Origin of the sequence: Streptosporangium sp. NPDC023963, assembly GCF_040639135.1 — a bacterium.
Lineage (GTDB): Bacteria > Actinomycetota > Actinomycetes > Streptosporangiales > Streptosporangiaceae > Streptosporangium.
In genome coordinates this window covers 183,797-205,958 of record NZ_JBEZZK010000002.1, presented here as the reverse complement: position 1 = coordinate 205,958, position 22,162 = coordinate 183,797, and the positions used below count along the sequence as shown (strand labels likewise).

17 protein-coding genes and 1 pseudogene are annotated in these 22,162 nt (G+C 70.5%); 9 read left to right on the top strand and 9 right to left on the bottom strand.

All coding sequences use genetic code 11. The features are described 5' to 3' along the window. Positions 1-242: 242 nt before the first annotated feature. The 6 genes from AB0F88_RS07065 (at position 243) to AB0F88_RS07040 (ending at position 7,586) form a co-directional block, all read left to right on the top strand. Positions 243-917 carry a DUF2291 domain-containing protein gene (locus AB0F88_RS07065; protein WP_362678349.1) on the top strand — a complete coding sequence of 225 codons (675 nt, stop codon included), beginning with the start codon at positions 243-245 and terminating at the stop codon, positions 915-917. Further along, the gene (locus tag AB0F88_RS07060) at positions 914-2,524 is read left to right on the top strand and encodes a sugar ABC transporter ATP-binding protein (RefSeq protein WP_362678347.1); all 1,611 of its coding nucleotides are present in this window, start codon (positions 914-916) and stop codon (positions 2,522-2,524) included. The genes AB0F88_RS07065 and AB0F88_RS07060 overlap by 4 nt, the downstream gene beginning before the upstream one ends. Further along, positions 2,521-3,633 (top strand): ABC transporter permease, encoded by a 1,113-nt coding sequence (locus tag AB0F88_RS07055; RefSeq protein ID WP_362678345.1) that lies wholly within the window; start codon positions 2,521-2,523, stop codon positions 3,631-3,633. The genes AB0F88_RS07060 and AB0F88_RS07055 overlap by 4 nt, the downstream gene beginning before the upstream one ends. A 235-nt stretch (positions 3,634-3,868) precedes the next feature. Next, complete coding sequence (locus tag AB0F88_RS07050) at positions 3,869-4,459, top strand: 2Fe-2S iron-sulfur cluster-binding protein (protein ID WP_362678343.1); 591 nt, start codon at positions 3,869-3,871, stop codon at positions 4,457-4,459. Next, complete coding sequence (locus AB0F88_RS07045; protein ID WP_362678341.1) at positions 4,456-5,487, top strand: xanthine dehydrogenase family protein subunit M; 1,032 nt, start codon at positions 4,456-4,458, stop codon at positions 5,485-5,487. The genes AB0F88_RS07050 and AB0F88_RS07045 overlap by 4 nt, the downstream gene beginning before the upstream one ends. Next, positions 5,484-7,586, top strand: coding sequence for a xanthine dehydrogenase family protein molybdopterin-binding subunit (locus tag AB0F88_RS07040; protein ID WP_362678340.1), 2,103 nt, complete (start codon positions 5,484-5,486; stop codon positions 7,584-7,586). Before AB0F88_RS07045 ends, AB0F88_RS07040 begins: the two co-directional genes overlap by 4 nt. Positions 7,587-7,741: 155 nt before the next feature. Here AB0F88_RS07040 and AB0F88_RS07035 read toward each other — a convergent pair whose 3' ends face one another. The 3 genes from AB0F88_RS07035 to AB0F88_RS07025 all read right to left on the bottom strand — a co-directional run bounded on the left by AB0F88_RS07035 (position 7,742) and on the right by AB0F88_RS07025 (position 12,474). Next, the gene (locus AB0F88_RS07035; RefSeq protein WP_362678338.1) at positions 7,742-8,803 is read right to left on the bottom strand and encodes a glycerophosphodiester phosphodiesterase family protein; all 1,062 of its coding nucleotides are present in this window, start codon (positions 8,801-8,803) and stop codon (positions 7,742-7,744) included. Positions 8,804-10,173: 1,370 nt separating this feature from the next. Further along, on the bottom strand, positions 10,174-11,007 hold the full coding sequence (locus tag AB0F88_RS07030; protein WP_362678336.1) for a class F sortase: 834 nt from the start codon (positions 11,005-11,007) through the stop codon (positions 10,174-10,176). Between the two features lie 12 nt (positions 11,008-11,019). Further along, a complete protein-coding gene (locus tag AB0F88_RS07025) occupies positions 11,020-12,474 on the bottom strand; it encodes a hypothetical protein (protein ID WP_362678334.1) in 1,455 nt (484 codons plus the stop codon). A gap of 260 nt (positions 12,475-12,734) precedes the next feature. Between AB0F88_RS07025 and AB0F88_RS07020 the strand changes: the two genes are divergently transcribed. Beyond that, positions 12,735-13,880, top strand: coding sequence for an acyl-CoA dehydrogenase family protein (locus tag AB0F88_RS07020; protein ID WP_362678332.1), 1,146 nt, complete (start codon positions 12,735-12,737; stop codon positions 13,878-13,880). 92 nt (positions 13,881-13,972) lie between these two features. Here AB0F88_RS07020 and AB0F88_RS07015 read toward each other — a convergent pair whose 3' ends face one another. Next, positions 13,973-14,512, bottom strand: a complete 540-nt coding sequence (locus AB0F88_RS07015; protein ID WP_362678330.1) for a hypothetical protein — start codon at positions 14,510-14,512, stop codon at positions 13,973-13,975. Between the two features lie 101 nt (positions 14,513-14,613). Here AB0F88_RS07015 and AB0F88_RS07010 point away from each other — a divergent pair, with 101 nt between their 5' ends. Then, entirely contained in the window at positions 14,614-14,775 is a 162-nt protein-coding gene (locus AB0F88_RS07010) for a hypothetical protein (RefSeq protein WP_362678329.1), read from the top strand. Between the two features lie 25 nt (positions 14,776-14,800). On the opposite strand, the gene AB0F88_RS07005 is transcribed toward AB0F88_RS07010, so the two are convergent. The 5 genes and pseudogenes from AB0F88_RS07005 to pdxH form a co-directional block, all read right to left on the bottom strand. After that, positions 14,801-15,577, bottom strand: coding sequence for an alpha/beta fold hydrolase (locus AB0F88_RS07005; RefSeq protein WP_362678327.1), 777 nt, complete (start codon positions 15,575-15,577; stop codon positions 14,801-14,803). A gap of 53 nt (positions 15,578-15,630) precedes the next feature. Beyond that, the gene (locus tag AB0F88_RS07000) at positions 15,631-17,856 is read right to left on the bottom strand and encodes a SpoIIE family protein phosphatase (RefSeq protein ID WP_362680560.1); all 2,226 of its coding nucleotides are present in this window, start codon (positions 17,854-17,856) and stop codon (positions 15,631-15,633) included. Positions 17,857-17,982: 126 nt separating this feature from the next. Beyond that, positions 17,983-18,678, bottom strand: a pseudogene (locus AB0F88_RS06995) (metal-dependent transcriptional regulator); the annotation flags it as partial. Between the two features lie 131 nt (positions 18,679-18,809). Next, complete coding sequence (locus AB0F88_RS06990; protein WP_362678326.1) at positions 18,810-20,084, bottom strand: MFS transporter; 1,275 nt, start codon at positions 20,082-20,084, stop codon at positions 18,810-18,812. Positions 20,085-20,140: 56 nt separating this feature from the next. Then, the gene (gene pdxH, locus AB0F88_RS06985; RefSeq protein ID WP_362678325.1) at positions 20,141-20,767 is read right to left on the bottom strand and encodes a pyridoxamine 5'-phosphate oxidase; all 627 of its coding nucleotides are present in this window, start codon (positions 20,765-20,767) and stop codon (positions 20,141-20,143) included. 196 nt (positions 20,768-20,963) lie between these two features. On the opposite strand from pdxH, the gene AB0F88_RS06980 reads away from it, so the two are divergent. After that, complete coding sequence (locus tag AB0F88_RS06980) at positions 20,964-22,070, top strand: citrate synthase 2 (RefSeq protein ID WP_362678323.1); 1,107 nt, start codon at positions 20,964-20,966, stop codon at positions 22,068-22,070. Positions 22,071-22,162 lie beyond the last annotated feature (92 nt).

Genomic DNA, 22,162 nt, shown 5'->3' with positions numbered 1-22,162 from the left:
TCACCGCGCCCTCGGCCCGGTGGGCCGCGAGGAGCACTTCGCCGCCCCGCGGGCACGAGGACCCCCCGGCGGCACGCCGCGCCGTCCGAAGGGTTCCGCCGAACGCCTTCGCCGAACAGCGGCGATCATCCCCGGGCTCTCCGGCAAGCCTTCCCCCCACCCGGCCGCGAGCCCCTTGCGGGGCTCTCTCCCCGCGGACGGATCAGCGGTCACCCTGAGGTTCACCCATCGGAAGGACTGAGATGAGCACGCCGGTTGCATCGCAGGCGCGCGGCGGGCAGGTGCCCCGCCGGCGGATCCCGGCGAGATGGATCGCCGTCGCCCTGGCGGTGGCACTCCTGGCGGCCATCGGGTTCAGCACCCAGTACCGCTCGGCGGAGTCCGTCGCGGCGGCGGGTCCCCGGCGTTTCGACCCGGCCGCTTACGGGGCGCGGATGTACGAGGACAGGGTCGTGCCCGCGATCGAGAGGAAGGCCGTCGAGCTGCCCGTACTGGTGAAGGCCATGAACACCGACGTGGAGGCGGCCGGGAAGCAGTACGGCGTCCGGCACGGCAGCGGCCCCTACACCTTCGCGGTCGAGGGCGTCGGCAGGGCCGGAGCGGTGAGGTCGGGACTGATGCACGTGACCGTGCCCGGTCTTCCCCCCGGCGCCCGGGTCTCGCTGCAGGTCGGTCCGATCATCAACGGCACGGCGCTGCGGGACGCGGTGGGGTTCATCACCTTCGGGCAGTTCCTCGACCAGGTGGAGTACGCCGACGCCGCCACCGCGCTGAACGATCAGATGCGGGAGAAACTGCTCAGGAACCTGGACGCGCCACGGCTGGAGGGCAAGAAGATCTCCTTCGTCGGGGCCTTCAGTTTCCTCACCCCCTCCGTCGTGACCATCACCCCGGTCTCGATCGAGGAGATCGCGTGAGGCTCCCGACCGTCACAGTCCTGAGCGCCCGCGACGTCACCAAGGTGTACGGGGACGCGCACGTGCTCAGGGACGTCGACTTCGACGTCGCCGCCGGCCGGGTGACCGCGCTGTTCGGCGAGAACGGGGCCGGCAAGTCGACCCTGATGAGGATCCTCTCCGGGATCGAGCACCCCACCGCCGGCCATGTCGAGCTCGACGGGGAGCCCGTCAGGTTCGTGTCGCCCCGCGACGCCGCCGACCGGGGCGTCGCGATCGTCCACCAGGGGCTCAGCCTCTGCCCCAACTTGAGCATCCAGGACAACCTGTTCCTGGCCAGGGAGATCCGCGGGGGCCCCTGGGTGATCGACCGCTCGTCCCAGCGGGCCACCACCGCGGCGATCCTCCACAGCCTGGAGGAGTATCTGGATCCCGACCTGCTGGTCTGTGACCTGACTCCGGGCGAGCAGCAGATCGTCGAGATCGCGCGGGCGCTCCTCCAGGAGGCGCGGGTACTGATCATGGACGAGCCCACCTCGGCGCTCACCGCCCCGGAGGTCGAGGTCCTGTTCCGGGTCCTCAAGGAGCTGGCCTCGAACGGTGTGGCGATCGTCTACGTCTCCTCGCACCTGGAGGAGGCACTGGAGATCGCCGACGACGTCGTCGTACTGCGTGACGGGCGGCTGGTCGCCACGGCGGACGCCGACAACGTCGGCGTCCGGTGGGTCGTGGAGCGGATGACCGACCGCGACCAGGGCGACCGGTTCCCTCGCCGCGCCGCGGTCGCCGGGGAGGAACTGCTGACCCTGCGCGACCTCGTGGTGGCCGACCCGGCCAACCCCGGCCGCCTCGCCGTCGACGGCCTCTCCCTGACCGTGGGGGAGGGCGAGATCGTGGGGATCTACGGGCTGACGGGTTCGGGCCGCACCGAGTTGCTGGAGGCACTCGCCGGCCTGATCCCCTCGCAGTCGGGCCGCGTCCTGCTCTCCGGCACCCCGCTGGAGAGCCTGGGGATCCGCGACCGCGTCGGCCTGGGCATGGTCCTGGTCCCGGGGAACCGGCAGCGCGACGGCATCGTCCAGACGATGTCGGTCGGGGAGAACCTCTCCCTGGCCGGGCTGGGCGCGTTCGTCCGGCGGCTGTTCGTCTGCCGTGACCGCGAGCGGGACGCCGTCCGCCGGATGATCGACGACATCACCGTCGGAACGGACGGCGCGGGCGGCGCAGGCGGCGCGGAGGCGTCGGCCGCGTCGCTGAGCGGTGGCGACCAGCAGAAGGTGGTGATCGGCAGGGCCCTGCTGGCCGCCCCTCGGGTGCTCCTGCTGGACGAGCCCTCGCGCGGCGTCGACGTCGGCGCCAGGACGGACATCTTCACGCTCATCGCGGCACAGGCGGAACGCGGCCTGGCCGTCCTCTTCACCACGTCGGACGCGGAGGAGGCCCTGCGCGTCCCCGACCGCCTGCTGGTGCTCGCCCGAGGGGTCCTCGTCGGCGAGTTCCGGCGCGGCACGACGACCCGGGAGGAGCTGCTGAAGGTCTCGAACGGCGGCACCTCCACCGACACGGACATCGACCGGGACACCGACCAGGACACCGGCACGAGCACGGACAGGGGCGGTGCGGGGTGACACCTCGGGAAACGCCCCCCGCACCGGCGCCGCCGGGCCACTCACCGCCGGGGAAGGCCACCGCCGAGGCCCGCCGCCTCTCCCTGGTGAACGGCCTGTTCGAGCTGCGGGCGCCCATCGCGCTCGCGGCGATGATCGTGACCTTCGGCCTGCTGTCGGACACGTTCCTCTCCGTACCGACCCTCGTCATGGTGGCCAAGCACATCGCGATCAACGCGGTGATCGCGCTCGGCGTGCTGCTGGTCGTCATCAAGGGCGGCATCGATCTGTCGGTCGGCTCGATCGCCGGGCTCTCCGGGGTCGTCGCCGGCGAGTTGCTCGAAGGACTCGGCCTCGGGTTCGCCGACGCCGTCGCCTACCCGCCCGTGTGGGGCGTGATCGTGCTCTGCGTCGCGGTCGGCATGCTCGTCGGCCTGGTGAACGGCATCGTCATCACCCGGTTCAAGGTGCCGCCTTTCATCGCGACGTTCGGCATGCTGTACGTGGCGCGGGGAATCGCGCTGCTGATCTCCGGCGGCTCGACCTATCCCAATCTGGGCGGCAACCCCGAGCTGGGCAACACCGGCTTCGAGGTCCTCGGCAACGGGCGCCCGCTCGGCCTCCCGGTGGCGATCTGGATCGCGATCCTCCTCGCCGTCGCCGTCACTCTGGTGCTCACCAGGACGCCGTTCGGACGGTGGCTGTACGCCGCGGGCGGCAACGAGCGGGCCGCGGAGCTCTCCGGGGTCCCGATCGACCGCGTCAAGACGGCCGTGTACGTGATCTCCGGTGCCTGCGCCGCGCTCGCGGGTCTCGTCATCGCCTCGGAGCTGACCTCGGCGACGCCGCTGGCCGGTGAGATGTACGAGCTCAACGCGATCACCGCGGTGATCCTCGGCGGCGCCGCGCTGGGCGGGGGGATCGGCACGGTGCGAGGCGCCCTCATCGGGGCCTGTGCCGTCGGCCTCCTCGCCGAGAGCCTGATGCTCATGGGCGTGTCGGAGTTCTGGCAGATCGTCATCAAGGGAATCGTGCTCGTTCTCGTCGTGATGCTGGACCAGGGCCGGCGGCGGTTCCAGCGGCGCGGGGCCGCCGTGTCGGCGATGGCCGCCGGCAGGCGACCGGACTGACGTGAACCGGGCTGACGCGGACCGGGCTGACGCGGCCGGACGGCCGCGCCGGCCGGGGGCGAGGCGGGGCTCCGGCCGCGCCGCGGCCACCGGTCAGTACCGGGCCGGGGTGTCACCGGCCTTGGTGGCCCTTTGGCTCCCCCGTGATTCTCGAAGCCTCACGATTGCCGCTTCTTTTAAATTTTCAGATTAATCAGAAATCCCCCCATTGTTGGGGAATTGACAGGATAAACGCATGGCAGTCGAAGCGTTCAGCAGCGAGATCACGCTGCGCATCAACGGTGCCGACCATTCCGTCTCCCTGGACAACCGGGTGACCCTCCTGGACGCGTTACGGGAGCATCTCGGGCTGACCGGGACGAAGAAGGGATGCGACCACGGGCAGTGCGGGGCGTGCACGGTCCTGCTGGACGGCCGCCGGGTGAACAGTTGCCTGACGCTCGCGGTCATGGCCGCCGGGCAGGAGATCGTCACCATCGAGGGGGTGGCCGGCCTGGCCGGCACGAACGATCTGCACCCCGTCCAGCGGGCGTTCCTCGATCACGACGGTTTCCAGTGCGGCTACTGCACGCCGGGCCAGATCTGCTCGGCCATCGGCGCGCTCGACGAGGCGGAACGGGGCTGGCCGAGCCATGTCACCGAGGACGTCGCCGCGGGCGTCGCCTCCAGCGGCGCCCTGGACGCCGAGGAGGTCCGCGAACGGATGAGCGGCAACCTCTGCCGCTGCGGGGCGTACGCCGGAATCGTCGAAGCCGTCCTCGACGCGGCCGGCGGGGGAAGCCCGGACCCGGTTCTCTCCGGCTGGAATCCCGGCGGCGCGCGATGAGGCCCTTCACCTACGAGCGCGCCACCGACCCCGGCGCCGCCGCCACCGCCGTCCTCGACGGCGCCGGCACGATGTTCCTGGCCGGCGGCACCAATCTCGTGGACCTGATGAAGCTCGGCGTGGTCGAGCCGTCGACGCTGGTGGACATCACCCGGCTGCCGTACGACCGGATCGAGCACCGGGCAGACGGCGGCGTGCTCATCGGCGCGATGGTGCGCAACAGCGATCTGTCCGGCGACCGGGGCATCAGGGAACGTTTTCCCGCGCTCTCCCAGGCGGTGCTGGCCGGGGCCTCCGGGCAGTTGCGATCGATGGCCACCACCGGCGGCAACCTGCTGCAACGCACGCGCTGCCCGTATTTCCAGGACGTCACCAAGCCGTGCAACAAGCGCGAGCCGGGTACCGGCTGCTCGGCGATCGGCGGCGACCACCGCGACCTGGGGGTGATCGGCACCTCCGTCGCGTGCGTGGCCACCAACCCCTCCGACATGGCGGTGGCGATGGCCGCCCTCGACGCCGTGGTGCACATCAGGCTCGCGGGAGGCGACGAGCGGGCGGTCCCGCTCTCCCGCTTCTACCTGCTGCCCGGCGACACCCCGGATCGGGAGACGGTGCTGGCGCCCGGTGACCTGATCACCGGGATCGAGCTGCCCCCGCCCCCGGACGGTGCGGCGATGCTGTACCGCAAGGTCCGCGACCGCTGGTCCTACGCGTTCGCGGTGGTCTCGGTCGCGGCGGTGGTCGCGACGGAGGCAGACGGTTCGCTGCGGGAGATCCGGCTGGCGCTGGGCGGGGTGGCCCCCGTGCCGTGGCGGGCCCGGGAGGCAGAGGGGATGCTGACCGGCCACCGGCCGACCAGGACGCTGCTGCTGGCGGCCGCGGACGCGGAGTTCGTGGTGGCGCGCCCCCTTCCGCGGAACGAGTTCAAGATCGGGCTGGCCGGCGACCTGATCGCGGCGAGCGTCCGCGATCTCACGGAACCGGCGGGGTCAACGGGGAACGGCTTCACTCGGGAGGAGCGGGGATGACCACTCTCGACAAGGTGGTGGGCGGGGCACCGGTCAGGATCGAGGGACGCGACAAGGTCACCGGCGTGGCCCGCTACGCGTACGAGTACCCCGTACCGGACGCCGTCTACGTCTGGCCGGTGCAATCCACGATCGTGCGGGGGCGGGTGCGCTCCGTCGACGGCTCCGCCGCGCTGGCGCTGCCGGGGGTGATCGCCGTGCTGGACAGCGGCAACGTCTCCCGGCTGCGTCCCGTGCAGGACGCCGAGCTGGCCGTCCTGCAGTCGGCCGACGTCGCCTACCGGGGACAGATCGTCGCGGCCGTGGTCGCGAACACCCTGGAGGGTGCCCGTGAGGCGGCGTCGGCCGTGCGCGTGGACTACGAGGAGGAGGACCACGAGGTCGTGCTGGATCCCGGCAGCCCGCGGATCTCCTCTCCGGATAAGGTCAACGCGGGGTTGACAGGGACGGTCGAGTGGGGTGACGCCGAGCGCGCCCTGGCGGCGGCGCCGGTCGGCGTGGACGCCGCCTACACGACCCCGGCCGAGCACGCCAGCCCGATGGAGCCGCACGCCACGATCGCGTTCTGGGAGGGCGAGACCCTGACGCTCTACAACTCCGACCAGGCACCGTGGATATCGGCGACCGCGATCGCCCGGCTGTTCGGCCTTCCCGAGAGCGCGGTGAGCGTCGTCGCGGACCACGTCGGCGGCGGTTTCGGGTCCAAGGGGGCGACCCGCCCGCCGACCGTCCTGGCGGCGCTGGCCGCCCGCGCCGTCAGGCGACCGGTCAAGGTGGCGATGACCCGGCAGCAGATGTTCCCGCTCGTCAGCTACCGGACGCCCACCGTGCAGCGCGTACGCCTGGGGGCCGAGCGCGACGGCAGGCTGACCGCGGTGTGGCACGACGCGCTCCAGCAGAGCTCGAAGCTCGTCGAGTTCACCGAGCAGACGGTCTCGCCCAGCCGCGTCATGTACGCCACGCCCAACAGCCACACCGTCCACCGGCTGCTGCGGCTGGACGTGCCGAGCCCCTCGTGGATGCGCGCCCCCGGCGAGGCTCCGGGGATGTTCGCCCTGGAGTCGGCGATGGACGAGCTGGCGTACGCCCTCGGGATGGACCCCGTCCAGCTGCGGATCGTCAACGAGCCCTCGGCCGACCCCGAGTCGGGACTCCCGTTCAGCAGCCGCAACCTGATCGCCTGCCTGCGTGAGGGGGCGGCACGCTTCGGCTGGGCCGACCGCGACCCCACGCCGGGCGTCCGCGAGGACGGACGGTGGCTCGTCGGGACCGGCGTCGCGTCGTCGACCTACCCCGTCTACACCAGGGCGTCCACCGCGGCCGCCTACGCCGAGCCCACGGGCAGGTTCGTGGTCGAGATCGCCGCGGTCGACATCGGCACCGGCGCCCGCACCGCGCTCACCCAGGTCGCCGCCGACGAGCTCGGCGTGCCGATGGACCGGGTCACGGTCAGGGTGGGCCGCAGTGTCTTCGGCCCCGCGACACTCGCCGGGGGGTCCATGGGCACCGCCTCCTGGAGCTGGGCGGTGAGCAAGGCCTGCCGGGCGCTGGTCAAGGATCTCGACGAGCGGTCCGGCGTGGTCCCCCCGGAGGGCCTGGGGGCACGGGCGGACACCGCCGAGGATCTCGCCGCGTGGAAGCGTTTCGCACGCCACTCGTTCGGGGCGCAGTTCGCCGAGGTCAGGGTGGACCGCGACAGCGGGCAGGTCCGTGTCGAGCGGCTGCTGGGGGTCTTCGCGTGCGGCCGGATCATCAATGCCCGGACGGCGCGCTCGCAGTTCCTCGGCGGCATGACGATGGGGATCTCCATGGCCCTGCACGAGGCCCTGGAGCTGGACCCCCGGTTCGGCGACTTCGTCAACCGCGACCTGGCCGGGTACCACATCGCGGCGAACGCCGACGTCCGCGGGATCGAGGCCCACTGGATCGACGAGCAGGACGACGAGCTCAACCCGGTCGGCGCCAAGGGCATCGGCGAGGTGGGGATCGTCGGCACCGCCGCGGCGATCGCCAACGCCGTCTTCCACGCCACCGGCTTCCGGCAGCGCGACCTGCCGATCACCCTTGAGCGGGTACGGGCGGCCATGCGCACCGGATGACGGGAGACGCGTCGTTGAGGTCTGCGTCGTTGAGGTCTTGCGGGGGCGCGTCGATCTTGCCAAGGGCGCGTCCTTGCGGGGGGCGCGTCGCCCGATCAGACCCGGCGCGTCTCAGCCTGTCCCGGCCTCTCCGGCGCGTCTCAGTCCGGCGCGTCTCAGCCTCTGGTGCGCAGCTGGTCCCGTACGGCGCGCGCCAGGCCGGGGTCGTCGGCGATCACCCCGTCCACGTTGAGCCTGCACAGGCGCTTCAGCCACCTCTTCACCTCTTCGGTGGCGCGCCCGCCTGAGGTGTCGCCCCTGAGCTCCGCCCGGAGCCGCGCGGCGAGCTTGCGAACCGTCGTGGCGTGGACCAGGAGCCCTTGCTGCTGGGCGTTCCTGACGAGCGCGACAGGCGACACCGGCCTGCCGTCGAGACCTCCGGGATCGCCGGGACCGATCCGCTTGGTGACCACCCCGATGCCGTCGGCGTACTCGGCGACCTCCCGCAGCCCCTCCGGGGTGACCATGTCGTCATAGGTGAGCGGGTCGCCGGTGCCCGCGAGGTCGTACGGGGCGCCGGTCGCGCCGACGAACTGGATGAGCCGCAGCCGCGTGAGGGGACGCAACCTCTTGAGGTTCCCGGTCTCGAAGGACTGGATGAAGGCCGGGTCCCGCTCGTCGTCCCAGCCGTACCGCGCGAAGGTCTCCAGCAACGGCTCCTCGAGCGGCAGCCCGATCGAGGCGAAGTAGGTGGGGAACTTGGTCTCGGCGTAGACGCCCACCCCGTGCCTCTGCGCGAGCTGGACCACCTCGTCGAGCGTCGGGATGCGCTCTGTCCCGTCGTACGCGGTGTTGTCCCGCCGCTCCTTGGGGAAGCGTTCCCTGGCGCGGAGGGTACGCAGTTCCTCCAGGGTGAAGTCCTCGGTGAACCAGCCGGTGTGCCGGATGCCGTTGATGACCTTGGACGTCCTGCGGTCCGCGAACTCGGGATGCCTGGCGATGTCGGTGGTCGCCGAGAGCTCGTTCTCGTGCCGGGCGACCAGCACGTGGTCCTTGGTCGAGACGAGGTCGGGCTCGATGTAGTCGGTGCCCATCGAGATGGCGACCGTGTACGCGAGAAGCGTGTGCTCGGGACGGAACGCGCTGGCGCCGCGGTGGGCGATGACGATCGGCGCGACCTCGTGGCGGCCGAAATGCCTGGCCTCCGGGTTCGCGGCACGCCCGGCCGAGGAACTCACGGAGCGTCCGTCCGTGGAGGTCGCGGGCCGCCCGGCCGTCGAGGCACCGGATCGTTCGTCCGCGGGGCTCGCGGATCGCGTGCCCGTCGAATCGGCGTGGTGGAGGACACCGATCGCGGCGATCCCTATGAATACGGCCAGCACACCGGCCCGCGCCTTGCTCACCTGTGTACACCCCTCGCTCCGGTTCAGCGGGGGAGACACATTCGCATAAACGGCTATACCCGGACCGGACATGCGATTAACGATCAGAAGCGATTCTGACCGAGATAAGACCACATGACCGTCTCCTGGAGTATTTCCCTAGATATGTCCCGGTATTGTCGGCCACAAAAAAAGAGTGAGCGATCGATCACTCACTCCTCGGTGCGGGAAGGGGAAACCCGGGTCAACAGACGGCCACGCGTCCCTGTTTCCGGACCCGGCCTCGGCCTCACCTCCCCGCATCGGCCTCAGACGGCGACCCGGCAGCTCACAGGTCCCAAGCTCGGAGGGCGAACCGGCCCTCCACCCGCCCCTACCGCCGAACGGGCACCGTACCGGCTCCCGGCGACGGGCGGGTGTCCCGCATCACCGCCCGCGCCCGCCCCGTCCCTCGCCCGACCAGCCGTTTCCGTGCCGGTGGCCCCGCCGGTATCCGTACCCGTGACGATGGCGCCGCTCGCCCTGCCTGGCCCACGCCGGCCGCGCGAACTCCCGATCCCGGTGGCGCCGGGCGTCAGACCCGTGCCGTCCGAACCCGTGGCCTCCGCGCCATCCGGCCTCCGGACCTCTCCGTCCGGACTCCCGGTCTCTGCCGCGCCCGAACCCCCATCTCTCGCCGCGCTCGCCCTCCGGATCCCGCCGTCCGAACCCGCGGTCGCCGTGGTGTCCCCGCCCCGCGTCCCACCGCCCTGCCGCCCTGGCCCGGTGCCGCCCGCCGTCCGAATGCCTCGGCCGCCCGAAGCCCCAGTTTCCCTTGCGCTCGATGCTCGTCCTCGAACGCTCGGCCGTCCGTCCCCCGTTGCCCCAGTTCTTGGTCGTCCACCCCCCGGCGTGCTTCGGCGTCGAATGCGCGGGACGCTTGGCACCCCAGCCCGTGGATCGCTCGTTCCCCGACTTCGAGTGCTGGACCGCGCCGAGGGCGGCCACCCCTATGAGTACGGCTACGACCCCGGCCCGCACGATGCTCACCTGGGCACACCCCCGCCTTCTGATCATTCGGGGGGTTGTCTCCTGTTGTACGACTCCCTACCCGGATTGCCGGGGAGGCTAACGACCAGCGGCGGGCGGCGAAGGGGCCGTGACCTGCCGGTTCGGCGAGCATCGCGCCCGGCTCGGGAGGGTGCGGCACACCGCGCCCGGCTCGCGGGCCGGGCGGTACGGCGCGGTCAGGCGCGGCGGGTCTTCGACAGGGTCGCGTAGACGATGATGTTGTCGGTGTAGTGACCGGTCCTGCTGTTGTAGACACCACCGCAGGTGATCAGCCGCAGGGTCGCCTCACCGGTGTTGCCGTAGACCCGCTTCGACGGGAAGGCCGCCTTGCTGACCTGTTCCACCCCGTCGACCGTGAACTCCGCGAGGCTTCCGTCGGACCGGGAGACCTTGATCTTGTCCCCGCGCTTGACCTCCTTCAGCCGGCTGAAGACGGCGGCGCCCTTCTTGGTGTTCACATGCCCGAGCACCACCGAGGGCCCCTGCTGCCCGGGGATCGGGCCGTGCTTGTACCAGCCCGCCTGGTTGGGCCTGCTCAGCGGAGGCGTCTGGATCTCCCGCTTGGAGTCGACGCTGAGCGCCATCAGCGGGGCCAGCACGCCGATCTTCGGGATGGCCAGCCGCCGGGGTTTCACACCGTCACTCTTCAACGGCTCCGGAGGCATGATCACCGGCAGCGGCGGCGCCGCCGTGGGCGCGGCGGCCGTCAGAGGAGCGTCGAGCCCGCCCGGCCCCACGGAGGACGGCGTCACTCCCGCCGGCTGCCGGCCGGCGGCCGGGACCTCCTGGATCTGGATGTTGCTGTCCGCCGCCTGCGGCACGGGCGGGCCGTACGGCTCCTCCTCCAGCGCCGGAGTCAGGTACGTGAGCAGACCCGCCATGATCGCGGCCACCCCGCCGAGCGACCCGGCCACGAGGAGCCCGGCCATCAGCATGCTCCCCTTGGGCTTGGGAGCCGGGCCCCGGCCCTGGTAAGGGTCGGGACCGCCCTGCACGGGTCCTTGATACATCCGGCGCCTCCTTCAGCTGTCCCTCTGGCCGCGCGCGTGTGCCGCCCGCCGCCTCATCAAGACCACACCACCCAGTGCGCTTCCCGTCACCATCGCCGTGCCCGCGCCGAGAAGCCCCAGCCCGGAGCCTCCCTGAGGAGCCTCACCGGTCTGCGCCCCGCCGCTGGGCGTGATGATCACCTGCGGCGCGGTGGGCGTGGGCCTGGTGGGGGTGACGGTGGCGGTCACGGTCAGGGTCGGTTTGGGCGTCGAGGTCGTCGTGCTCCTGGTGGTGCTGTTCGTCCCGCCCGACTGGTCGCCGTTCTGGTTGCCGTTCGAACTCGGGCTGGCCGAGGGACTGACCGAGGGGCTGGCCGAAGGGCTAACCGAGGGGCTGGCCGAAGGACTGGCCGAAGGGCTAACCGAAGGGCTGGCCGAAGGGCTAACCGGCGGAGAGGCGCCCGGCTCGGAGATCGTGACGTTCACCCAGCCCGGCGCGCTGACGAGCGTGCAGGTGGCCCTGTACTCGTCCGGCGGGTTCTTCAGCTCCTTCGTGATCACTCGGAAGGCGTCGACCTGCGCGAACTTGCCGCCCTCCAAGTTCGTGACCTTGATGGTGTGCTCGCCGTACTGGAGGCCGTTGAACCTCCACAGCGTGAGCCCACCCTGGTGCGCGGCGTTCGTCGGCGTGCCGTCGGCGTTCTTCGAGGCGTCGACGAAGGACGGCGTGGCGTCAAAGCCGTCGATCTTGAAGCCGACCTTCCCCGCCTCCGTGCTACGCCGGGCGATGTACTCGATCCCGGTACCGGTGAACGTGAACTCGGCGAAGGAGTTCACCCTGTCCGTACGGTGCAGGTCGCGGCCGTGGTCGCCGATGCTCAGCGGCTCGTCGTTCAGCTCGTACCAGTCGCCTGCCCCGTGGTACCCCACCCGGAAATTGCCGTTGTCGTCCTTCTCGTCGTTGTTGACCACGACCTCACCGGCCGGAGGCATGAAGTCGACGAACAGCTTCCGGGGACTGACCTTGAGCGTGCCCGCCCTGTCGGTGTGCGCGGAGTCGGAGATCCCGTCGGGGAGCTTCAGGATCTTTCCCGGCTGCAGCTTGCCCGGCTGTTCGACGAAACCCTTGGGCTGCAGCTCACCGACCCAGCTCCCGGAGAGCTGCACGTTCCCGGTGACGAAAACCTTGCCCCCGGGGCCGAAGTAGCCTGGCGAGCCGAACCTGGCCGGGTCGTTGTTCTTGTAGTTGAGGGCCCAGCCGATGCTGAGCGGTTCCCCGACCGTGAGCGTGGTGGGAATCGACACCTTGGTCCGGAGGTTCACCACGCTGGTACCCAGGGCGATCCCGCCCGTACAGCTGTAGTCGACCACGAGTTCGGCGTTGCTGGCGCCGGACGCACCGGTGGGCAGCGCGACCAGCGCACCGCCGAGAAGGCACAGGGCCGAAACCGCGAGAGACCTACGGAGCCCAGATCGCCACCGAACCACCACACACTCCGATCACGAAGGCTGCCGTCAACGGGCATACCCATAGCACACCGAGGGTAGATCGTACGGTTTCCACCATCTTCGCCGCAGCGAGATCGCGGGTGGATCCGAAGACCGTGGCGCACTTGTGATCTGGATTTACCTCCACATACCTCCGCGAGTCGCGGGAACGCGACGGGTCCGGGTGTACCTGCTGGTAACAGAATCGTATTCTGTGTCACGAGCCGTCACGAATCGTCGCGAGTCCTAGGAGGCACACCATGCAGCGAGACCTCTTCGAGGAGGAGCACCAGCTCTTCCGGGAGACCGTGCGCGAGTTCCTGGCCCGCGAGGTGGCCCCCCACCACGACCAGTGGGAGAAGGACGGCATCGTCCCCCGCGAGGTGTGGAAGAAGGCCGGAGAGATCGGGATGTTCGGCTTCGGGGTGCCCGAGGAGTTCGGCGGAGCCGGAATCACGGACTTCCGCTACAACGCGGTGATCGTCGAGGAGGTCATCGCGATCGGCGCGTCCGGCCTGGGCTACTCGCTGCACAACGACGTGATGGCGCCGTACTTCGTGGACCTCACCAACGACGAGCAGAAGGCTCGCTGGCTGCCCGGGTTCACCTCCGGCGAGCTGATCACGGCCGTCGCGATGAGCGAGCCCGGCGCGGGCAGCGACCTGCAGGGCATCAGGACGACCGCCGTGCGCGACGGCGACCACTACGTGGTCAACGGCCAGAAGACCTTCATCACCAACGGCATCAACTCCGACCTGGTCGTCACGGTCGCGAAGACCGACCCGGCCGCGGGCGCCCGGGGGATCTCACTGCTCGTCGTCGAACGGGGCATGGAGGGCTTCACCCGGGGTCGCAACCTGGAGAAGATCGGCATGCACGCCCAGGACACGGCTGAGTTGTTCTTCGACAACGTCAGGGTCCCCGCGGCCAACCTGCTGGGCCCCGAGGAGGGGCAGGGCTTCTTCCAGCTCATGGCCAACCTGCCGCAGGAACGCCTGTCGATCGCGGTGATGGCCGTGGCGGCGGCGGAGACGGTCCTGCGCACGACCATCGAGTACTGCAGGAGCCGCACCGCCTTCGGCCGGAACATCGGCAGCTTCCAGAACACCCGGTTCGTGCTGGCCGAGCTGGACACCGAGGTGGACATCGCCCGCCTCTACGTGGACAAGTGCATCCTGGCCCTCAACGCCGGGGAGCTCACCGCCGTGGACGCCGCCAAGGCGAAGTGGTGGACCACGGAGCTGCAGACCAAGGTCATCGACCGCTGTCTCCAGCTGCACGGCGGCTACGGCTACATGATGGAGTACCCCGTGGCCAAGGCCTGGGTCGACAGTCGCGTCCAGACCATCTACGGCGGCACCACCGAGATCATGAAGGAGATCATCGGCCGCTCCTTCGGCTTCTGAGAGCGGCCTCCGACACAGCCCTCCGAGACGACCTTCCGAGACCGGTCTCCGACACAGCCTTCCGAGACCGGCCTCCGAGATCGGCCGGCCCCTCACTCCTCGGTGATGTCCTCGATCTGCACGGCCACCCCGTCCTTGATCGTCACCTTGGCGAAAAGGGCGCCGCGCTTCTCGATCGCCTTCTGCAACTGCTCCACCGAACAGCTGTACGGGGCCTCCCCCTCCTTGCAGACCAGCCCCCGCGCGTCGCGCACGACCGTGTACGGCAGCAGGAGGGCTTTAACCTCCTGGTCGCTCTCGGAGGTCACGGTGATCCCGTCCACACCGCGCAGGGCGATCTGCCCCCTTGTCGTGGCGTCGACGTCCCTGCTCCCGGAAAGGCTCACCGACGGTGACGCCGTGACGAGGGCGTCGTCGCCCGCCGACGCGGAAGCGGACGGAGAGGGCGTAGAGGACGGAGAGGGAGCGGCGGAGGCCGCGGGGGACGGGGAGACGCTCACGGTAACGGTGGCCGTGGCGGTCACCGACACGCCGGACGCGCCGGGCGCGGCGCTCCCGCCCGAACATGCGGAGAGGCCTGCGGCCAGCGCTGCCACCAGCAGGGCGCGCGTTACCTTCGATGTTCTGTTCACGAGAGGTAACGATCCCATGGGTTGGGGATCGCGTTTACCAGCCGCACGGGCGGCTCCGCCGACGCATACTGGTCAGCGGAGACTTCCCCGAGGTGGTGACGATGGACAGCGGACTGATTCTGCTGATCTTCCTGGCGTTCCTGTTCGCCTGGGGCCTGAACCGGGTGCGCCGCGCCCTCCGGCTCGGCCCGGTCGCCTACGTCGGCGTCATGGTCGTGTTCGTCATCGCGATGCTCGCCATCTGGGGACAGACCATCCGCTGACCACCTTCCGCCGGGCCCGGCGCCCCTACCGGGACGACGCCTCCAGCAGCACGCTCGCGACCAGCTCCGGGTCGTCGGTCATCGGCAGATGCCCGCAGCCCCTGAGCAGCTTCACCCGCTGCCCCGACCACCTGGCCGCCCGGATGGCCTGCCGGCGCGGGAGCAGCCGGTCGTGCTCGCCCCAGGCGATCGTGACCGGCGCCTTCGGCGGCGCGGGAGGCATCAGCCCCGCGAACGAGGCGAGGGTCTCGTCGAAACCGGAGGAGTCCCCGAGCGACTGGAGGGCGGCGAGCAGCGCCTCGGGCGTGAGCCTCACCGGATGGGCGACCAGGACACCGGCGCAGAGGATGCGGCCCAGCGGATCCTCCGCGAGGGCGGCGGCCCGTTCGGGGGGAAGGCGGCGAGCGGAGACCCTGATCGCGCGGAGGACGGCTCGCGTGTACGCGAGCTCGCTGCGGTTCCAGAATCCGGCGGGAGAGAGCGCGGCGGCCGAGCGGACCGCCCCGCGCGAGGCCAGTTCGAGGGCGACGTAACCGCCCAGGGAGCTGCCCGCCACGTGAGGGTCGCGCAGGCCGAGCACCTCGAAGAAGGACTCGATCGCATCGGCCAGGCTTTCCGCCGTGTACGGCGTGCCGGGCGGCAGCGGCGGCGAGACGCCGAAACCGGGGAAGTCGACGGCGATCACGTCCCGCTCGGCGGCGAGCCTGTCGAGCACTGGCAGCCATGCCTGCCAGTGATGCCCGATCCCGTGCAGCAGGACCAGCGGGGAACCCGTCCCGCGCCGTTCGAACGCCAGCTCCATACCCCCGAGTCAACCACCGATCGGGGAGGTGTTCCAGCTCTGCCGCGTCTGGTTCAGCGCGACCTGGTGGGGATCTCGAACCAGACGGCCTTGCCCTCCTTGGTGGGGCGGGAACCCCAGCGCCTGGCGAGCTGGTCGACGAGGTAGAGACCCCGCCCGCCCTCGTCGTTCTCCCCCGCGCTGCGGATGCGCGGCAACCGGAGATCCTGGTCGAAGACCTCGACCCAGACGGACTCCCTGCCCCGGCGGAGCCTGAGCGTGAACTCCTTCTCGTTGACGATCTCGTCTTCGAAGCCGGGGACGTCCCAGGACTCGTCGAACGGCAGCGGAGGGCCGTCCATCGTCAGCTCCCTGCGCGGGATGCTGGCACTGGCGGCGTGCAGCACGACGTTGGTGACGACCTCGGAGACCAGCAGGCAGGCGAGCTCGGCGCGCTCCTCGGGGACGTTCCAGCCGATGAACGCCTCCGACGCCATCCGGCGCGCCTCCCCGACCATGATCGGCTGAGCGGGGAAGGTGCGCTCCTCGACGGCGAGGTCCTCGGAGGCGGACCTGAGCACGAGGATGGCCATGTCGTCGTCGATCTCGCCGGGCACCGCGACGGTGGCGGCGTCGGCGAGGCGCTCGACGGAGGCGTCGCTGATCTCGATGAGCTTGCCGCAGAGCTGCGCCAGCGTCTCCTCGACGTTGGGCGGCCTGCCGTCGGCGTCGCGGATGGGGCGGCGATCGACGAGCCCGTCGGTGTAGAGGAGCAACGCGGCCCCGGGGGGCAGCGTCCGCGTCTCCTCCTTGTAGACCAGGTCGGCGTGCATGCCCTTGGCCCGCACCCCCAGCGGCTGGCCGACCTCGTGGATGTCGAGCTCGGTACAGGTGTCGCCGATGAGCAGCAGGGGGGGCGCGTGGCCGGCGTTGGCGAACGACAGCTGCCGCGACCAGGCGTCGTACACCAGGTACTGGCAGGTGACGATGGGCGGGACGCTGATGTCGGTGCCGCTCTCGTCCTGCTCGGGGGTGGCGATGATGCGGGTCCACTCGTCGAGCCTGGCGAGGATCTCCGCGGGCGGCTTGTCGTCCTGGGCGAAGGCCCGCAGGGCCGCCCGCAGCTGCCCCATGACCGCCGCGGCCTTGGCGCCCCTGCCCTCGACGTCGCCGATGACGATGCCGACCCGGCCCGCCGACAGCGGGATGACGTCGTACCAGTCACCGCCGACCTGGGTCTGGATGCCCTGTCCGTGGCTGGCCAGGGGGGCGGCCGGGTAGTAGCGGACCGCGATGTCCAGCCCGTCGAGCTGCGGCAGCGCGCGGGGCAGCAGGTGCTTCTGGAAGGACTCCGCGGTGTGCCGCTCCTCCTCGAACAGCAGGGCGTTGTCGACGGCGAGCGCGACCCGGGTGGCGATGGCCCCCACGAAGTCGCGGTCGAAGGCGTCGTAGTGCGGGCTGCGCCGGTCGGTCAGGTTGGACAGCCCCAGGTACATCAGCCCGAGGGTCTCGCCGCGCACGCACAGCGGCGCCACGATGGCCGAGGTCATGCCGATCTCGGCGGCCAGGCGGGTGTTGGCCTCACCCGGGCTGGGGTAGTTGGTCTGGGAGAAGTCCTCGACGAGGATCGTCTCCTGGCGGCGCAGCGCGATCTCGGCGTAGTGCCCCACCGGGTAGCGGATCTCCGCCCCGAGCGGCGCCCAGGTGTTGGGCGGCGGGCTCCAGCCCTGGACGTGGGTGGAGACCCTGCGGGTCAGCCGCCCCTCCTCCATCAGCTCGATGAAGCAGTGGTCGGCGAACTGCGGGACGAGCATCTCGGCGACGCGCTTGAGCGTCTCCTCGACGTAGAGCGATCCGGCGAGGCGCTCGCCGATCCGCTCCAGCAGGCCGAAGCGGTCCTTCTCCCGCTCGTTGCTGCGCATCGCCTCGCGGGCGGTGATGACGATGCCCGTCACCGCTCCCGAGGGGTGCCGCAGCGGCACGGCCTGTGCCCGTACGTAGATGATCGTGCCGTCCCCGCGCCTGACGTCGAACGTGCCCTCCCAGACGCCGCCCTTGAGGACGTGCTTGGAGAGCTCGACGGCGAGCGGGTGATCCTTCTCCATGATGCCCAGGGAGAGGGACTGGTCGCGGGGCCCTGATGTGCCGGGGCGCCCGAACAGCCTTTCCGCGAACGGGTTCCAGTAGAGAAGGTTGCTGAACCTGTCGGTGACGACCACCGCCATCTCAGCGTGATCCAGGACGGAGCCGGCCGTAAGGTGATCAGCGGCGTCCTGGGAAACATCCCCCCACCGCTTCATCCGGTGACCGCCCGTCGTGGGCGGGTGTGTGCAAAGCGAACCACGGTTGCTCCTGCAGTCTCGGCCTGGGAGCGGAGGGACTCCCGAACGGGATCCAACCGAGCTAAGGGGCCTCGGTCCGCGAGTGGAGACGAAAACGTGCGCGGCAATCTCTCGCGGGAGATCCGCAAGAAAATTGTCCGCCTCGTCGTCACCTGTCACCCGCACACCGTCGTCGCTCGCCGCGAGCGTCACCTCGCGTCCGGGTTGTATCCCAACTTGCTTGAGTTTAAGCATCACAGCCGGATCGCTTTGCACTTGTTCGCTAATTCGCCGCACGACAACGGGTATATCTCTGGGTCCGGCCATCGCCGACATCGACGGCAGCGACTCCGGCTTCCCGCCGGGAGCGCCGACGACGCCGAGTTCGTCGAGGCCGGGTATCGGATTGCCGTGCGGATCCTCGGTGGGGTTGTTGAGCAGGCTGACGAGCCTGGCCTCCACGGATTCGGACATGACGTGCTCCCAGCGGCACGCCTCGATGTGCACCTCTTCCCAGGGCAGACCGATGACCTGGGTGAGCAGGCACTCGGCGAGGCGGTGCTTGCGCATGACGCGGGTCGCGAGCGTGCGCCCCAGGTCGGTCATGGTCAGGTGGCGGTCGCCCTCGACACGGACCAGGCCGTCGCGCTCCATCCGGGCGACCGTCTGGCTGACGGTGGGTCCGCTCTGCTGGAGGCGCTCGGCGATGCGCGCGCGCAGGGGGACGATGCCCTCCTCCTCCAGCTCGAAGATCGTACGAAGGTACATCTCCGTTGTGTCGATCAGGCCGTGTGCGGTCAAGGTTCCTCCCGTCCTCTCTCGATGCTACGTCCATCGCGCGGTGTTCCCGGGAGGGCGGCGCGGGACCTCGGAAGTTTGAGAAGACGACCCTATTGGGAGAACAGCCCACGATGACAAAGGTCGGCAACGCGCTAGGACGCCAAATCCTTCCCTAGCTGCCCAAACGCTCCGCGCGACGGACGATATTTTCTGAAGGCGGGAACGGCCAGACCCACGGCGACCACGGCCACCGCGCAGGCGATCCCGCCGCCCACCCAGGCCCAGGTGGCGCCGAGCCACGAGGCGGTGCCCCCGGCCCGCAGGTCCCCCAGCCTGGGGCCTCCCGCGACGACCACCATGAAGACCCCCTGCATCCTCCCGCGCATGTCATCGGGCGCGTGGGTCTGCAGGATCGTCTGCCGCCACACCGCGGAGACCAGGTCGGCGGCCCCGCCGAACGCCAGCAGGGCGACCATCAGCCACAGCTGCTCGGCGAGCCCGGCCGCGGCGACGGTGAGCCCCCACGCCGCGATCACGTACGTGAGCGCCAGTCCCTGGCGCCGGACCCGGCCCACCCAGCCCGACAGCAGGCCGCCGAGCACCGAGCCGATGGCGATGCTGGCCGACAGCCAGCCGAACGCGACCAGGGAACCGCCGAACCTTTCGTCCACGATCTCCGGGAACAACGCCCTGGGCAGCGCGAACGCCATGGCGATCAGGTCGACGACGAACGACATCAGCACGACCGGGTGCCCGGAGACGTAGCGCAGGCCGTCCACCACCGACCGCAGTCCCGGGCGGGTCACCTCGCCGACAGGTTCGAGCCTCGGCAGCCGTACCGCGGCGTAGAAACCGGCGCCGAACAGCAGCGCGTCGATCAGGTAGGCGGTGGCGAAACCGCTCTGGGCGAGTACGACCCCGCCCACCAGGGGCCCGATGACGGTGCCGAGGCCGCCCACCAGGAAGTTGAGGGTGTTGGCCGCGGGGATCAGGTCGGCGGGGACCAGCCTGGGGATGATCGCGCCCCTGGTCGGCCCGGTGATGGCGAACCCGGTGGCGTGCACGGCCACGGTGGCCAGCAGCAGGCCGACGCCGGTCGAGCCCAGGGCGGCCTGGACCAGGAGCGCGAGCGTCCCCGACCAGGCGATCAGCGCGCCGATCATGAGGAGTCTGCGCCGATCGACCGCGTCGGCGATCGCGCCTCCCCACAGGCCGAAGACGACCAGGGGGATCAGGTTGGCGGGGCCCAGCATGCCGACCCAGAAGGACGACTTCGTGATCTCGTAGATCTGGGCGCTGACGGCCACGGAGGTGAGCTGGAATCCGATGAACGACACGCCCTGACCTGCCCAGAGCCGCCGGTAGGCGGGTATGGCGAGGGGACGCGTATCAGCCGCGTGCCTGCGGACGAAGTCCCCGAAACCCACCCCGTTACCTCTCTACCTGACATACATGGATATATCAGTAAAGAGCGGGCAGAGTCTCAGGGGGCCAGGCGTTCGACGATCCAGGTGGCGCCGGAGCGCCGGTAACGGAGGCGGTCATGCATGCGGTCGGTGCGGCCCTGCCAGAACTCCACCTCGGACGGCACCACGCGCAGCCCGCCCCAGAATTCGGGGATCGGCGGATCCTCGGGCCAGCGCTCCGCCAGCTCCTCGTAGCGGGCGTCCAGCTCGTCCCTGGAGTGCACGACCGCCGACTGCCGCGACGCCCACGCGCCGATCCGCGACCCGTAGGGCCGGGACCTGAAGTAGGCGGCGGACTCCTCGCGCGGCAGTCTCACCACCGTGCCCTCCACCCGCACCTGGCGGCGGATGGAGTGCCAGGGGAACAGCAGGGCGGCCCGCGGGTTCTCCGCCAGGTCCCGGCCCTTGCGCGACTCGTAGTTGGTGTAGAAGACGAACCCGTTCTCGTCGTAGCCCTTGAGCAGCACGGTCCTGGCCGTCGGCCGTCCACCCGCCGAGGCGGTCGCCAGCACGGTCGCGTTCGGCTCGGGAAGCCCGGCGTCCACGGCCTCGCCGAACCAGAGGGCGAACTGCGAGAAGGGGTCGGGGGCGAGGTCTGCCTCGATCAGGGGCAGCCCCTGGTACGTGCGTCGAAGGCCCGCCATCGAAGGCGGTCGCGATGTGGCATCCACGGGAAGGTATTCTCCCGTGCCGAGCAGGAAGCCCGCGCGGCGCCCCCCACCTGGGGCGATCGCGTTCCGGCGGGTCCGGCGGCACACCGCCTCGGCCCAGGGGGTTGAATATGACCCGCCGGTATCTCGACATCAAGGCTTTGACTTCAAGAAAGGGAGGCAGCCGAGAATGTCCGACTTCAAACCCGGGCTCGAAGGCGTTGTAGCTTTCGAGACGGAGATCGCGGAACCGGACAAAGAAGGGGGCGCCCTTCGTTACCGGGGCGTCGACATTGAAGAGCTGGTCGGCCGCGTCTCTTTCGGACACGTGTGGGGCCTGCTTGTCGACAACGAGTTCCAGCCGGGTCTGTCCCCGGCCGAGCCCTTCCCCGTCCCCGTCCACTCCGGTGACATCCGCGTCGACGTGCAGAGCGCGGTGGCCATGCTGGCCCCCGCGTACGGCTTCAAGCCGCTGCTCGACATCGACGACGAGCAGGCCCGCGCCGACCTGGCCCTGGCCAGTGTGAACGCCCTGAGTTTCGTCGCGCAGTCCTCGCGCGGCCTGGGGAAGCCGATGGTCCCCCAGAGCGAGGTCGACAAGGGTGAGAGCATCGTCGAGCGGTTCATGATCCGCTGGCAGGGCGACCCCGACCCCAAGCACGTCAAGGCCATCGACGCCTACTGGACGTCCGCCGCCGAGCACGGCATGAACGCCTCCACCTTCACCGCCAGGGTCATCGCCTCCACCGGAGCCGATGTCGCCGCGGCGCTGAGCGGTGCGGTCGGCGCCATGTCCGGGCCGCTCCACGGCGGTGCGCCCGCGCGCGTGCTGCACATGATCGAGGGCGTCGAGCAGGTCGGCGACGCCAAGAAGTACGTCCAGTCGGAGCTCGACAAGGGCCAGCGCCTGATGGGCTTCGGTCACCGCGTCTACCGTGCCGAGGACCCCCGGGCACGCGTGCTCCGCCGCACCGCCAAGGAGCTCGACGCACCGCGTTACGAGGTCGCCGCGGCGCTGGAGAAGGCCGCGCTGGAGGAGCTCCACGCCCGCAAGCCCGACCGGGTGCTCGCCACCAACGTCGAGTACTGGGCCGCGGTCATCCTGGACTTCGCCAAGGTTCCCTCGTCCATGTTCACCTCGATGTTCACCTGCGCCCGCACCGCGGGCTGGGCCGCCCACATCCTGGAGCAGAAGCGCACGGGCAGGCTTGTCCGCCCCAGCGCCGACTACGTGGGTCCGTCCCAGCGCTCGGTCCAGGACGTCCCCGGAGCCGCCGAGGTCGTCCACTCCTTCTGAGTCCCCTCCCGTACGGCTGTCGCGCGGCGTCTCGCGCGGCAGCCGTCGCCGGTTCCGGCCCCCGCGCCCCCCGGGCCCCCCGCGCCGTCCCG